A 13,122-nucleotide genomic window follows, 5' to 3' on the forward strand; every position below is an offset into this window, starting at 1 on the left:
GACGCTCTGTGGCCGGTCTCGCTGCGCCGTTCCCGGGGGCACTGCTGATTCCGCGGTGCCCGGTGATTGGCGGAGTGCCCGGCGGGCGGGAGCGCGGCTCGGTACGCTCCGGGCACATGTCCACCTCGGCGCCGTTACCCCCGCCCGTCTCCCCTTCCACGGGTACGCCCGCCCCCTCGCCGCGCGGCCCCTTCGTGCTGCTCAACGACGAACCGGTGGGAGAGTCCGGCGCGGATCTGCTCGGCGTCGGCCGGGCCGCCCGCCAGCTGGCCGGACTGCTGGTCGCCTCCCGCGCCTCCACCCCGTTCACGCTCGCCGTCGACGCCGGCTGGGGGATGGGCAAGAGCAGCCTGATGCGGCTGGTCGACGCGGAGCTGGCACACGCCCCCGAGGTGCACACCGTCTGGTACAACGCCTGGACCTCACAGGGCGCCGATGCGCTGGAGGGGCTGATCAAGTCCGTCCTGATGCGGTTCGACCGGCGGGTGCTGCGGCGGGCGCTGCAACGGATCTCCGAGCGGCGTGCACTGCTGCGGGCCGTCCGGGCGGTGACGACGGTCGCCGCCGGGCCGCTCGGGGCAGCCGGACTGGTCGACGAGCTGTGGAAGACCCTGTCCGTCAACTCGCAGGCCCGCAACGAGATGCGCGGTGCGATCGGCGAGCTGGTGCAGGAGTGGTCGCAGACCGATGACCTCCGGCCGCGCCGGCTGCTGGTCGTCTTCATCGACGACCTCGACCGCTGCCCGGAGGAGACGGTGCTCGCGGTCTGTGAGGCGGTGAAGGTCTATCTGGACGTACCGGGCCTGGAGTTCGTCATCGGGTGCGACCGGTCGGCGCTGGCGCCCAACGGGCTCTTACGTGATCTGTCCCCCGCCGCCTCGGCGTTCATGGAGAAGATCTTCCAGACGAGCTACCGCATTCCGGTGCCGGACCAGCAGGGCGTGCGGGCGTACATCGACTGGTGCGCCCGGACCGTCGGCATCGATCAGCTCCTGGACGAGCGGCTGACCACGATGCTCGCGGAGCGCTCGGCCCGTAACCCTCGCCGCATCAAGCGCCTGGTGAACGGCTTCGTGCTGGAGGCGACGCTCAATCCGATGTGGGACGACTTCGCGCCCGAGGCGGTGGTCAGGACGTTGCTGCTCCAGTACTTCTACCCCGACTTCTACCGGATGGTGGCCGGAGCCGCCGGGTCCGGCGCGGGCGATGTGATCGCCGAGTTCCGTACCTACCGGGAGGTGCGCCGGCTGCTGCGGACACCCGACCCGATTCCCGTGGCGGAGCTGCCGACGGTGACCCGTTTCCTGCGCGAGCACGACCTGCCGGAACAGGACGCGGACGGCCGGGACGCGACACTGAGCCGACTGGAGCGCCAACTGCCCAGCAGCTTCCCGGAGATGGTGCGCGATCAGGAGTTCACCTCGCTGATCGACGGCTTGGTGGCGCTGCCCCGGTCCGAGGAGCTGCTGCGGCGCTTGCGCGAGGGGGCCGAGCTCCCGGCCGCCGTGGAGCCGGAGCCCGCCGCGTACGTCCAGTCGCTCCCGACTCAGGCGCAGCCGCCGGCGGGGGCGTACGGTGCGATGCCGGCGGGGGCGTACGGTGCGATGCCGCCGGGGGCCTACGGCGCGGTGCCGGCGGGGCGGACGGCGGGGCCCAGCGCGGACGTTGCGCCGCTGCGGTACGTGCGCATCCTCTGGGTGGACGACCATCCGCGGAACAACGAGTCCCTGGTCAACGCCTTCCGGGCGGCGGGTGCGGTGGTGCGGATCGCCGAGGATTCCGCAGCCGCCGACGCCGCCCTCGCCGTCGAGCGGCCGACGCTGATCGTCTCCGACATCGAGCGGGACGGTAATCCGCGGGAGGGCCTGGAGCACCTCGCACGCCTGCGGCGCGACGGCCGCTACGACGGCCCGTTCGTCTTCTACGCGGGCCGTGTCACCCCGGAACGTTCGGCGGTGGCCGAGGAGCTGGGGGCACATCTGACGAGCAGCGGGCCCGAGATCGAGCGGCTGGTCCTGCGCGCGGCCGAGGCGGAACGTCCCCTGCACTGACCCGGGCCGGGGGACACCTCTACCCCCGGCCCGTCGCCGTCCGCCGTACCGCCCGCCCCGCCAGGACATCCGTCCGCCGGCCGTCCGCCATCACGAACCGGCCGTCGATCAGGACGTGCGGAATGCCGGCGGGCAGGGTGCGCGGGGCGTCGAAGGTGGACCCGGCGGCGACCGTCTCGGGGTCGAAGAGGACCAGGTCGGCGCGGTAGCCCTCACGGACGAGACCGCGGTCGGGCAGCCGCAGACGGGCCGCCGGGCGGCCGGTCAGATGGGCGACGCACTCCTCCAGTGACAGCACACCCAGCTCGCGGACGTACCGGCCGAGGTACTGGGGGAAGGTGCCGTACGCGCGCGGATGCGGCTTGTGGCCCTGGAGGATGCCGTCGCTGCCGCCGGTGTGCACCCGGTGGCGCATGATCCGGCGGACGTTGTCCTCGTGGCCGACGTGCTGGAGGATCGTCGAGCCCAGACGGTCCTCGATCAGCAGACGCCGGGCGGTCGCCCACGGCTCCTCGCCGCGCTCCGCCGCGCTGCCGGCGAGCGTCTTGCCGACGTAGCCGTCCAGAGCGGGGTCCGCGACACCGGAGATCTCGATGGTGTCCCATTCGATGGGCACGCCGTGACAGCCGTCCGCGCCCTCCACCTCCATGACCCGGCGGATCCGCTCGGCCGTCGCGTCGTCCCGGAGGCGGTCCAGGATCGCCGCCGGGCCGCCCTCGCTCGCCCAGCTCGGCAGCATCGCGACCAGGGTCGTACAGCCGGGGGTGTAGGGGTAGGTGTCGAGAGTGATGTCCGCGCCGGCGTCCAGCGCGCCGTCCAGGAGCGTGAGCAGCTCGGGCGCGCGGCCCTTGTTGACGCCGAAGTTCATGGTGGCGTGCGCCAGATGCAGCGCACAGCCGGCCTCACGGGTGAGGGCCACCATCTCCTCGTACGCCTGGAGGGCGCCCGCACCGTAGGAGCGGTGGTGCGGGCAGTAGTAGCCGTCGTAGCGGGCCACCACCCGGCACAGTTCGGTCAGTTCCGCGTCGGAGGCGTACATGCCCGGGGTGTAGGTCAGGCCGGAGGACAGCCCCACCGCGCCCTGTTCCAGGCCCTCGGCGACCAGTTGCTTCATCCGCGTCAGCTCGTCGGGGGTGGCCGGACGGTCGTCCCAGCCGAGGGCGAGCATCCGGACGGTGCCCTGCGGGATGAGGTAGGCGGCGTTGACGGCGATGCCGTTGCCGTCGAAGCCGTGGTCGAGGCGGTCGAGGTAGCCGCCGACCGTGCGCCAGCTGAAGTCGACGGAGGTGTCCCCGGGGCCGCCGCCGTTCCAGCCGGTGATCTGGGTCCGGACCTCGGCGAGGGTCCGGTCGTCGACCGGCGCGTACGACAGGCCGTCCTGGCCGAGGACTTCGAGGGTCACGCCCTGGGCGGCCTTCGCCTCGTGCGCGGGGTCACGCAGCAGCGCGAGGTCGCTGTGCGCGTGCATATCGATGAAGCCGGGGGAGAGGGCGAGTCCCTGGCCGTCCACCACGCGGGCGGCCCCCGGCCGCGGGCCGCCGTCCGTCTCGCGGTGGATCTCGGCGATCCGGCCGTCGGCCAGCGCGACATCGGCGCGGTAGGACGGACCGCCGGACCCGTCGATGACGCGTACGTCGCGGAGCACGGTGTCCATGGCGGGGACTGCCTCTCTCGGTGCCTGGGCCGATGCGCCGCGGCCCCTTCGGTACGGGGACTCGGGGCCTTGGGGCCCTCGGTCCTCGGTGCCCCGGGGCCCGGGGCGGGGGACCGGCGGCGCGCGCCGCGGGGGATCGGCACGCACCGCCGGGGTCAGGAGGGGGCGGGCAGTACTGGCCCCCTGGTCTGGAAGAAGGTGCGGAGGGTCTAGAAGAAGGTGCGGATGAATTCGGTGACCGTGCCGTCCTGCTCGACCAGCGGGATCAGCTGCCACTTGTCGAAGGACGTGCACGGGTGCGACAGGCCCAGCCCGACCCAGTCACCGACCTCCAGGTTGCCGGCGCGCTCGGTGGAGACCCAGGCGTGCTGGTCGGACAGGCCGGTGACGGTGACCCCGTCCGCCGGGCGCAGGGTGCCGTCCCGGCCGGACCGTACGACCTGGGCCTCCGGCAGATGGAGGTCGTAGGCGGCGTCGCGCTTGCCCGCGTTGAGGAATGCCTGCTCGGGGGTGGGGCGGGAGACGACCTGCGCCCACAGGCGGAAGGCGGGCTGCAGGGCGCCCTCCTCCGGGACGCGGTTGAAGGGGGTGAGCTTGCGGTACTGGCCGTCGTCGTGCGAGACGTACGCGCCCGAGCGCAGCAGCTTGAGGACCGGGGCGGACAGCTCGGGGATCTCGGCGAAGACATCGGCGACCGCGTCGAACCAGGCGCTGCCGCCGGCGCTGATGACGATCTGGTCGAGGTCGGTGAACCGGCCCGCCTTGTCGAACTGCACGGCCAGGGCGACCAGTCGGCGCAGCCAGGCGGTCACCCGCTCGGGGGTGGCGTCGGGCACCTCGCCCTCGTAGCCGGCGACGCCGACCAGGCGGAGGGTGTCCACCCCCGCGATGGCATCGGCGAGTTCGAGGCATTCGGCCTCGGTGCGCACGCCGGTACGGGCGCCCTCGCCGGCGCCGAGCTCGACGACGACATCCACGGGGCGGGTGGCGCCGGCCTCGCGCAGCGCGGTGTCCATCAGCTCGATGCCGCGCAGCGAGTCGACGTAGCACATGAAGCGGAAGCCGGGGTCGGCGGCGAGCTCACCGGCGAGCCAGCGCAGCGCGGACGCGTCCACGACCTCGTTGGCCAGGAAGATCCGCTCGATGCCGTAAGTGCGGTAGACGCGGGCCTGGTGGGGGACGGCGGCGGTGATGCCCCACGCGCCGTGCTCCAGCTGGCGGGCGAAGAGCTGCGGTGCCATGCAGGTCTTGCCGTGCGGGGCGAACGCCAGGCCGTGCCGGGTGGCGTAGGTCTCCATGAGGGCCAGGTTGTGTGCGACCGACTCGGCGGAGAGGGCGAGGACGGGGGTGGTGAACCCATCGCTGAAGAGGTTGCGGCGCTCGGCGGCCAGCTCGCCGACGGTCCGGCCCTCGGCGTCCGGGGGGAGCGCCTTGAAGCGGTGGTCGACCCGCTCGTCCGCGAGTCCCTCGAGTCCCTGCGCGAGCCGTTCGCCGGCCATGGGGCCTCCTCAAAGATCCTTGTTGCACTCTCTGCAACACTCATTGCGCATATCGCTTACCGCTGTCTAACATCCGAGCCATCGCCCGGTCAATGGTGAGAAGCGCGGCGGGCAACGGCCCGAACGCCGTGCGGCACACGGCCGGAGCCCGGACGCGGCACACGGCCGGCACCCCTGCGGCACACCTCCCGGGCACGCACCACAGCGAAGGAGCGAAACCGATCGTGACCAGGTCCTCGAACACCGGCGACACCCCCGCCCCGGACGGCTCACCCGTCCCGGACGTCGACGTCGTCTGTCTCGGCGAGTCCATGGTCACCTTCCTGCCGAGCCGGCCCGGACGGCTCGCCGACGTACCGTCCTTCGACCGCGCCATCGGCGGCGCCGAATCCAACGTCGCCTGCACCCTCGCCCGCACCGGCCACACCGCACGCTGGATCTCCCGGGTCGGCACCGACGGCTTCGGCGACCACCTCCTGGCCGCCATCGCCGACTGCGGCGTCGACACCCGCCATGTCCGGCGCGACCCGCTGCGCCCCACCGGCATCTACTTCCGCACCGCGGGGGACCGCGCCACCGACACCCACGAGGTCGCCTACTACCGCGCCGGTTCCGCCGCCTCCGCCATGACGGTGGCGGACCTGGACCCGGCGGCGATCCGCTCCGGCCGGATCCTGCACCTGTCCGGCATCACGGCGGCGCTGTCCGCGGACTGCCTCGGCCTGATGCGCGAGCTGACCGCCCGCCGCCCGGGGCGTCCGCTCCTCTCGTTCGACGTCAACTACCGGCCGGGCCTGTGGCGCGAACCGGCGCAGGCAGGGGCCCTGCTCGAACTGGCCCGCGGCGCGGACATCGTCTTCGTGGGCGACGACGAGGCCCGGGACGCCTGGGGCCTGCACGGGGCACGGGCCATCCGCGAAGCCCTGCCGCGACCGGACATCCTGGTCGTCAAACAGGGCAAGGGCGGCGCCACCGTGTTCCAGCGCACCACCGGGACGGACCGCCGCCGCGATGACGCCGCCGGCACCGCCACTTTCGTCCCCTCCCTGAACGTCGGCCTCGTGGCAGCCACCGGAGCCGGCGACGCCTTCGCCGCCGGATTCCTCTCCGCCACCCTGCGCGGCCTCCCCGTCCGCACCCGCATCCGCCACGGCCACCTGTGGGCGGCCGCCGCCCTCACCGTCCCCGGCGATCTCGCCACCCCGCCGGGCCGCGCGCACGCCGACCGCCTGGCGGACCTCGACGACGAGGCCTGGGGGAGACTGCACCTCGGCCCCGGCTGGACCGCAGCCGACACATCCGGCCGCAGGGCCGACGAGGAGGTACGTACGCGGTGAACGAGCGAAGCGAGACAGCCATCGAGAGGTGCGCCCCTGGTGACGACAGGGCCGGGCGAAGCGGGGCACGAACATGAGCCAGACCGTCGACCGTGCCCTGAGCATCCTGCCGCTGCTCGCCGAGGGCCCCGCCGACCTGGGACAGGTCGCCGACCGGCTCGGCGTGCACAAGTCCACGGCCCTGCGACTGCTGCGCACCCTCCATGAACACGGCCTCGTCTACCGCCAGTCCGACCAGCGCTACCGCCTCGGCGCCCGGCTCTTCGCCCTCGCCCAGCAGGCCGTCGAGAACCTCGACGTCCGCGAGATCGCCCACCCCCACCTCGTCGCCCTCAACGAGAAGTGCGGACACACCGTCCACCTCGCGGTCCACGAGGAGAACGAGGTCCTCTACATCGACAAGGTCGAGAGCCGCTACCCGGTCCGGATGTACTCCCGGATCGGCAAGCCCGTCGCGATCACCGTCGCCGCGGTCGCCAAGCTGCTCCTCGCCGACCTGCCCGAACCCGAGCGCCGCGCCCTCGCGGAGAAGCTCGACTACCCCCTCTACACGTCCCGTTCGACCCCGCACGCCACGGCGTTCCTCGCCGAACTGGCCAAGGTCCGCGAACAGGGCTGGGCCACCGACCTCGGTGGCCACGAGGAGTCCATCAACTGCGTCGCGGCCCCCATCCGCGGCGCGGACGGGCGCCTGGTCGCCGCCATGTCGGTCTCCGCGCCGAACGTCGTCGTCACCGCCGAGGAACTCCTCACACTGCTCCCGCTGGTACGCCGCACCGCCGACACCATCAGCCGGGAGTACTCCGGAACCGCAATCCCCCAGTAACCACTGGCCCCGTACAGGAAGCCTGAACACCATGACCGAGAAGATCGCGCTCACCCCGGCCACCCACACCACCCCGCCCGCGAAGTTCTCCCACGGCGTCAAGAAGGGCAACATCCTTCAGGTCGCCGGCCAGGTCGGCTTCCTCCCCGCCGCCGAGGGCCAGGCCCCCACCCCGGCCGGCCCCACCCTGCGCGAGCAGACCCTCCAGACGTTCGCCAACGTCCAGGCCATCCTCGAAGAGGGCGGCGCGAGCTGGGACGACGTCATGATGATGCGCGTCTACCTCACCGACGTGGATCACTTTGCCGAGATGAACGAGATCTACAACGCCTACTTCGAGGAGCAGGGCCTCAAGGAGGCACCCTCCGCCCGCACGACCGTGTACGTCGGTCTGCCCAAGGGCCTGCTCATCGAGATCGACGCCCTCGCGGTCCTGAGCTGAGGCACAAGAACCCTTGCCCCGCCTGCCGTTAGCGCCACCCCGAGCGCACTGTTCGCCGCACGGCACGGCGCCCCGTACCGACGGGGCGCCGTGCCGCGGCCCCCCCTGCCTGGAGATGCCTTCCAGGGGACACCCCGGACCTCCCGGGAACCGCCCCTGCCTGACAACGGAGTCACCCCATGTTCCTCGCCGCCACGCCCGCCACCCCGCCACCACCACCCCACACCGGTGGACTGCTCGCCCTGATACCGGGCACCGCGGGACTTCTGACGGTCGCCGCCCTGGGCATCGCCCTGCTCCTCGTCCTGATCATCAAGGTCCGGCTACAGCCGTTCGTCGCGCTGCTGACCGTCTCCATCGCGGTGGGCCTGGCCGCCGGGCTCTCCGTCACCGAACTCTTCGGCACGGTCCAGAAATCCGACGCCGTCTCGATGATCGAGACCGGTATGGGCGGCATCCTCGGGCACGTCGCCATCATCATCGGCCTGGGCACCATGCTCGGCGCGATCCTCGAAGTCTCCGGCGGCGCCGAGGTGCTGAGCTCCCGGCTGCTCCGCCTCTTCGGCGAGAAGCGCGAACCGCTCGCCATGGGTTTGACCGGCCTGATCTTCGGCATCCCCGTCTTCTTCGACGTCGGCATCTTCGTCCTGGCGCCGATCGTCTACGCGGCGGCGAAGCGCAGCGGCAAGTCGATCCTGCTCTACTGCATGCCGCTGCTGGCGGGCCTGTCCATGACCCACGCCTTCCTGCCGCCGCACCCCGGCCCGGTCGCCGCCGCCGGCCTGTTCAAGGTCGACCTCGGATGGATCATCCTCATGGGCATCCTCTGCGGTATCCCGGCGGTGCTCGCCGCCTGGGGCTACGCGGCCTGGATCGGCAGGCGCCTCTTCGTCCCCGTACCGCAGGACATGGTCGAGGCGGCGGACGAAGCGAAGGCCGCGGTCACCGCGGAGAAGGCCGCGGCCGGCGTCAAGCCCGACGAGGCGCCGGTCCCCCTGGGCACCGTCCTCACCATCATCGGCACCCCGCTGCTCCTCATCCTCCTGGCGACCTTCTCCTCCATCGCCATGGCCCCCTCGACCGGCCGCTCGGTGGTCGAGTTCTTCGGCCATCCCTTCGTCGCCCTGACCATCGCCCTGCTGATGTCGTACTACCTGCTGGGTATCCGCCGCGGCTGGTCCCGCAAGTCCCTGGAGAGGGTCTCCACCGCCTCGCTCAAGCCGGTCGGCAACATCATCCTGGTCGTCGGCGCCGGCGGTATCTTCGGCGCCGTCCTCAAGGGCAGCGGGGTGGCCACCGCCCTCTCCGACACCTTCCACAACGTCGGCCTGCCCGTCATCGTCCTCGCCTACCTCCTCTCCCTCGTCCTGCGCGTAGCCCAGGGCTCGGCCACGGTCGCCATCGTCACCACGGCCGGCATCGTCGTCCCCCTCGTCGAGGGCCAGGGCATGTCACAGGCCCATCTGGCACTGATCATCATGGCGATCTCGGCGGGGTCGATCTTCGCTTCGCATGTGAACGACGGCGGGTTCTGGATGGTCAGCAAGTACTTCGGGATCACGGAACGCGACACGCTCAAGTCCTGGACCGTGCTGGAGTCCGTGCTCTCGGTCGCCGGGTTCGCAGTGGCGGCACTGGTGAGCCTGGCCGTGTAGCCGCTGGTGGCGGGCTTCCCGCCGCCGTCTCCGTACGTATGCCGATGGGGCGCCCGGCACCGGGCGCCCCATCGGAATCACGCCGCGCGCCCGTACGCCCGTGCCCCTTCGCGCGGCAGCACGGCCCACATCCGCGTCCCGTCGCCGGGCTCCTGCGACGCCCCGAATCCCCAATCGCCATCGCAGGCCTCCATCACGCAGGCCAGCAGCAGGAGCAGGGACCGCCGCCTGCCGTCGCAGGCTGCCGCGAGGCGGCGGTGGGTATGGCGCGGGTGTCCGTCGTAAAGGCTGATGCGCAGCGCGTCGTCGCGATAGCGCAGCGACAGGTAGACGCTGTCGGACGGCGTGAACAGACAAGCGCAGGCGGCGAGTTCACCGATCACCTGGATCGCGGCGGCGGTCACGTCGTACAGGGCGTGCGCTTCCAGGATCGTACGGGCGGCAGAGCGCGCGACGGCCGGACTGGCGAGCGCGGCGGGAAGAGTGAGGCTGTAGGCCAGGTTTTCCGGCACGCGAGGGGTGCGGGTGTCGAGGGGGTGCGGGCAGACGGTCACGGCTGCGGGCATGGCAACTCCCTGTTGCAGAGGGTTGGTTATGGCACGGCAGTCAGTGGCCTGTCTCCCTGGCGCGGGCCCGCCTCTCCCAGGGGAGGAGGTCGCGGGCAGGCTCGCGCGATGCGCTTCCGACTGCGTGGAGCGTAAGCGTTGCGTTACTGACTGTAGGGAGGTGCTGGCACATTGTCCACCTCGAAGGGGGGCAATTACCCCCAGTCGCGATGGACTGGCGCAGCCGCGCAGAGGCAGACTGACCCCGACCACCGCGCGAGAAGGGGCCGCATGCCGACCAGAACCACACCAACGGTGCGCCAGAAGCGACTTGGTGCCGAGCTGCGCAAGATGCGTCTCGCTGCCGGGGCCACCACCGATTACGCCGCGGGGCTGTTGGGCATCGACCGGACGCGGATCTCCAACATGGAGGGCGGCATCAGGCCGGTCTCCCCTGAACGTGTGCGCACTTTGGCTTGCAACTACGCCTGCCCGGACGAGTCGTACGTCGAAGCTCTGGTCGCCATGGCTACGAACGGGGAGCGCGGCTGGTGGGAGCGATACCGGGGCACGCTCGCCGCCGGACTGCTGGACATCGCGGAGCTCGAATGGCATGCCGCAAGCATCAGTACAACGCAGACAGTCCACGTTCCGGGGCTGTTCCAGACCGAGGACTACGCCCGAGTCGTCTTCACCGCCGTCTTGCCGCCTCCCACGCGACTCGAAATCGAATTGCGCGTCGCCCACCGCATGGAGCGCCAGCAGGTCTTCGAGCGGCCTGTGCCACCCACCTATGTGGCATATGTCCACGAGGCGGCGCTGCGGATGAGGTTCGGCGGAGCCGAGGTCATGCGCCACCAGCTCAAGCATTTGTGCCAGGCGTCGGAACGCGAGGGAGTAGACGTGCGGGTCCTCCGGGTGGATGTGGGCGCGTTCCCGGGAGCTGGACATGCACTCCTGTACGCCGGGGGTGTCGTACCTCAGCTCGACACGGTGCAATTGGACTCTGCCCACGGCCCGGAATTCACGCACGCCGAAGCCCAGCTCGCGAAGTACCGCGCCCACCTGGACTGGATGGACAACGCGTCGCTGTCGGCCCCGGCTTCGCGTGACTTCATCCGCAACGTCGAACGCTCACTCTAGGAAGGTCACCATGAACGACATCAACTGGGAAGAGCCCTACTGCGGCGAAGGCAACAACTGCTTCCGTATAGGAACCGACGAGCAGGGTAACGCCTACATTGCCGTAGCGGGCGCCGAGGACGCCTACGTCACCGACACCCGCGAGGCTCTCCGCACTCTCATCCGCGAGATCAAGGCCGGCAAGGCTGACCACCTGCTCTAGGAGGTCAAACCATGCGAGATATCCGCTGGGAAGAGCCGTTCTGCGCCGAGGGCTCGGCGTGCTTCCGCCTCGGTACCGACGAAGAAGGCAACGGCTACATTGCCGTGGCGGGTGCCGAGGACGCCCACGTCACCGACACCCGCGAGGCTCTCCGCACTCTCATCCGCGAGATCAAGGCCGGCAAGGCCGACCATCTGCTCTAGGTGTGTCCGCCCTGGGCCGGGCGGGCCGCGCCGCGGTGGCGCGCGCCCGCCTTTCGTCCCGGCAGGGGTGCGTCAACTGTCCTTGCAGTACTGCGCTTCCTTGCCGATCGCGCGGTAGACGCAGTCCGCGGTCTCCACCAGCCGCAATACCGCCTCACGGTTCCGCGACGTCTCCTTGGGGATCACCGAGTCCCGCGGGTAGAAGCCGCCGGAGCCGAAGGAGGACGGGTACATCTCAAACGTGTAGGCGAAGATCTTCTGGTCCCCCCACAGCCAGTCGTCGATCGAGCCGTCCGTGATGTACAGGTCGCTGGACTGTTCGGGGGTGTAGCCGTTGGTGGCGGCCATGTCCTTGCCGATGGTGGCGAAGGTGTCGTGGTCGTCCTGGGTCATGCCGGGGCCGGTGTCGTCGTCGGTGAAGCCGAAGGGCCAGAGGACCAGTTCGCTGTAGGTGTGGAAGTCGATGGCGGCCTTGATCTGCTGCTTGCCGCCGACGACGCGGCTGTGGACGAATTTCGAGACCACCTGGACCTCGGGGGCGGAGGCGGCGGACCGGCCGCGGTAGGTCTCGGAGGAGGGGCTGGACGACGAGCCGCCGCAGCAGCCCCACTTGAAGTCCCAGTTGCGGTTGAGGTCGGTGCCGACGCTGCTCGATCCGGTGTTGGGCTGGCGGTTCTTGCGCCAGCTGCGGAACGAGCCGGAGGCGATGTCGTAGGCGCCGCCGTCCGGGTTCAGGTCCGGGATGATCCAGATCTCGCGGGAGTCGAGCATCTTGGTGATGCGGGGGTCGGTCCCGTATTTGGAGGTGAACTCGTTCAGGAGGTACAGGGACATCTCGACGGTGAGGTGTTCCCTGGCGTGCTGGTGGGCGGTGAAGAGGACCTCGGGCTCCGCCTCGTCCTGGGCGGCGTTCTTGCTGAGTTTGAGGGCGAGGAGGGAGCGGCCCTCGTGGGAGGTGCCGATGACCTGCTTGGTGAGGAGGTCGGGGTGCTTGGCGACGAGGGCGTCGATCTCCTTCGTGGCCTCGTCGTAGGTGTGGTACTTCGTGTAGCCGGAGGGGAAGTCCTTGACCCGGGTGCCGGGGGCCGCGGGCGCGGCTGCCGGAGGGGCGGGCAACAGGCGCAGTGGGTAGCCGAGTCGGCGGGCGGCGGCGGCCTGTGTGCGGTTCGCCGTGATGACGGCCTTGTGGCCGTGGACCTCGTCGAGGGTGGCGCCGGTCGCGGCGAGGGCGGTGCGCTGTGCGGGCGTGGCGGGGCCGGTCACCTCGTACTGACGGGGGAGTTCGGTGCGCTCGACGGCGCCGGCGGTGGGCTCTTCGGAGGGGGCTTCCTGCGCCTGGGCGGCGGCTATCGGGGCGGCGAGCGCGAGGGTGAGGAGCGCGGCGAGGACGGTGCTGCGTCCGCCGCGGATACGTGGTCGCATGCGGTCTCCTGTGGGGTGTGAGGCGAAGCGACACCGTCAGTTATGAGGGGTTGGCATGGTCGGGTCAAGACGCGGAACGGCCAGATGCGGGATCGGCGGCGGACCGTGACGGTTACGGCGAACTCGGCAACTTCCCATCGTTT

12 protein-coding genes are annotated in these 13,122 nt (G+C 70.9%); 8 read left to right on the top strand and 4 right to left on the bottom strand.

The features are described 5' to 3' along the window. Positions 1–116 precede the first annotated feature (116 nt). On the top strand, positions 117–2,051 hold the full coding sequence (locus tag IF67_RS0101700; protein WP_030981389.1) for a P-loop NTPase fold protein: 1,935 nt from the start codon (positions 117–119) through the stop codon (positions 2,049–2,051). Between the two features lie 19 nt (positions 2,052–2,070). Here the strand turns inward: IF67_RS0101700 and IF67_RS0101705 are convergent, their stop codons facing one another. Next, complete coding sequence (locus IF67_RS0101705) at positions 2,071–3,705, bottom strand: N-acyl-D-amino-acid deacylase family protein (RefSeq protein ID WP_030981390.1); 1,635 nt, start codon at positions 3,703–3,705, stop codon at positions 2,071–2,073. A gap of 209 nt (positions 3,706–3,914) precedes the next feature. Beyond that, positions 3,915–5,204 (bottom strand): amino acid deaminase, encoded by a 1,290-nt coding sequence (locus IF67_RS0101710; protein ID WP_030981391.1) that lies wholly within the window; start codon positions 5,202–5,204, stop codon positions 3,915–3,917. A 224-nt stretch (positions 5,205–5,428) separates the two neighbouring features. Between IF67_RS0101710 and IF67_RS0101715 the strand changes: the two genes are divergently transcribed. The 4 genes from IF67_RS0101715 to IF67_RS0101730 all read left to right on the top strand — a co-directional run bounded on the left by IF67_RS0101715 (position 5,429) and on the right by IF67_RS0101730 (position 9,464). Beyond that, positions 5,429–6,541: a sugar kinase gene (locus tag IF67_RS0101715; protein ID WP_063754289.1), complete on the top strand. Its 1,113-nt coding sequence runs from the start codon at positions 5,429–5,431 to the stop codon at positions 6,539–6,541. 73 nt (positions 6,542–6,614) lie between these two features. Next, the gene (locus IF67_RS0101720; protein ID WP_030981393.1) at positions 6,615–7,367 is read left to right on the top strand and encodes an IclR family transcriptional regulator; all 753 of its coding nucleotides are present in this window, start codon (positions 6,615–6,617) and stop codon (positions 7,365–7,367) included. A 31-nt stretch (positions 7,368–7,398) separates the two neighbouring features. Further along, positions 7,399–7,809 carry a RidA family protein gene (locus IF67_RS0101725; RefSeq protein ID WP_030981394.1) on the top strand — a complete coding sequence of 137 codons (411 nt, stop codon included), beginning with the start codon at positions 7,399–7,401 and terminating at the stop codon, positions 7,807–7,809. 179 nt (positions 7,810–7,988) lie between these two features. After that, positions 7,989–9,464, top strand: coding sequence for a GntP family permease (locus tag IF67_RS0101730; protein ID WP_030981395.1), 1,476 nt, complete (start codon positions 7,989–7,991; stop codon positions 9,462–9,464). Between the two features lie 77 nt (positions 9,465–9,541). On the opposite strand, the gene IF67_RS0101735 is transcribed toward IF67_RS0101730, so the two are convergent. After that, positions 9,542–10,030, bottom strand: a complete 489-nt coding sequence (locus IF67_RS0101735) for a hypothetical protein (RefSeq protein WP_030981396.1) — start codon at positions 10,028–10,030, stop codon at positions 9,542–9,544. A 270-nt stretch (positions 10,031–10,300) separates the two neighbouring features. Between IF67_RS0101735 and IF67_RS0101740 the strand changes: the two genes are divergently transcribed. From IF67_RS0101740 to IF67_RS0101750, 3 genes are read left to right on the top strand one after another with little or no spacing between them, the layout of a single operon-like run. After that, positions 10,301–11,152: a helix-turn-helix domain-containing protein gene (locus IF67_RS0101740; RefSeq protein ID WP_030981397.1), complete on the top strand. Its 852-nt coding sequence runs from the start codon at positions 10,301–10,303 to the stop codon at positions 11,150–11,152. A 10-nt stretch (positions 11,153–11,162) separates the two neighbouring features. Next, positions 11,163–11,354, top strand: a complete 192-nt coding sequence (locus IF67_RS0101745) for a hypothetical protein (protein ID WP_030981398.1) — start codon at positions 11,163–11,165, stop codon at positions 11,352–11,354. Between the two features lie 11 nt (positions 11,355–11,365). Then, the gene (locus IF67_RS0101750) at positions 11,366–11,557 is read left to right on the top strand and encodes a hypothetical protein (protein WP_030981399.1); all 192 of its coding nucleotides are present in this window, start codon (positions 11,366–11,368) and stop codon (positions 11,555–11,557) included. Positions 11,558–11,629: 72 nt separating this feature from the next. Here IF67_RS0101750 and IF67_RS0101755 read toward each other — a convergent pair whose 3' ends face one another. Then, positions 11,630–12,979, bottom strand: coding sequence for a M14 family metallopeptidase (locus tag IF67_RS0101755; RefSeq protein ID WP_030981400.1), 1,350 nt, complete (start codon positions 12,977–12,979; stop codon positions 11,630–11,632). Positions 12,980–13,122 lie beyond the last annotated feature (143 nt).

It is taken from the genome of Streptomyces sp. NRRL S-1813 (genome assembly GCF_000719605.1).
Lineage (GTDB): Bacteria > Actinomycetota > Actinomycetes > Streptomycetales > Streptomycetaceae > Streptomyces > Streptomyces decoyicus.

Coding starts and splice junctions, on each gene's coding strand:
- IF67_RS0101700 (WP_030981389.1), top strand. CDS start 117: ATGTCCACCTCGGCGCCGTTACCCCCGCCCGTCTCCCCTTCCACGGGT.
- IF67_RS0101705 (WP_030981390.1), bottom strand. CDS start 3,705: ATGGACACCGTGCTCCGCGACGTACGCGTCATCGACGGGTCCGGCGGT.
- IF67_RS0101710 (WP_030981391.1), bottom strand. CDS start 5,204: ATGGCCGGCGAACGGCTCGCGCAGGGACTCGAGGGACTCGCGGACGAG.
- IF67_RS0101720 (WP_030981393.1), top strand. CDS start 6,615: ATGAGCCAGACCGTCGACCGTGCCCTGAGCATCCTGCCGCTGCTCGCC.
- IF67_RS0101725 (WP_030981394.1), top strand. CDS start 7,399: ATGACCGAGAAGATCGCGCTCACCCCGGCCACCCACACCACCCCGCCC.
- IF67_RS0101730 (WP_030981395.1), top strand. CDS start 7,989: ATGTTCCTCGCCGCCACGCCCGCCACCCCGCCACCACCACCCCACACC.
- IF67_RS0101735 (WP_030981396.1), bottom strand. CDS start 10,030: ATGCCCGCAGCCGTGACCGTCTGCCCGCACCCCCTCGACACCCGCACC.
- IF67_RS0101740 (WP_030981397.1), top strand. CDS start 10,301: ATGCCGACCAGAACCACACCAACGGTGCGCCAGAAGCGACTTGGTGCC.
- IF67_RS0101745 (WP_030981398.1), top strand. CDS start 11,163: ATGAACGACATCAACTGGGAAGAGCCCTACTGCGGCGAAGGCAACAAC.
- IF67_RS0101750 (WP_030981399.1), top strand. CDS start 11,366: ATGCGAGATATCCGCTGGGAAGAGCCGTTCTGCGCCGAGGGCTCGGCG.
- IF67_RS0101755 (WP_030981400.1), bottom strand. CDS start 12,979: ATGCGACCACGTATCCGCGGCGGACGCAGCACCGTCCTCGCCGCGCTC.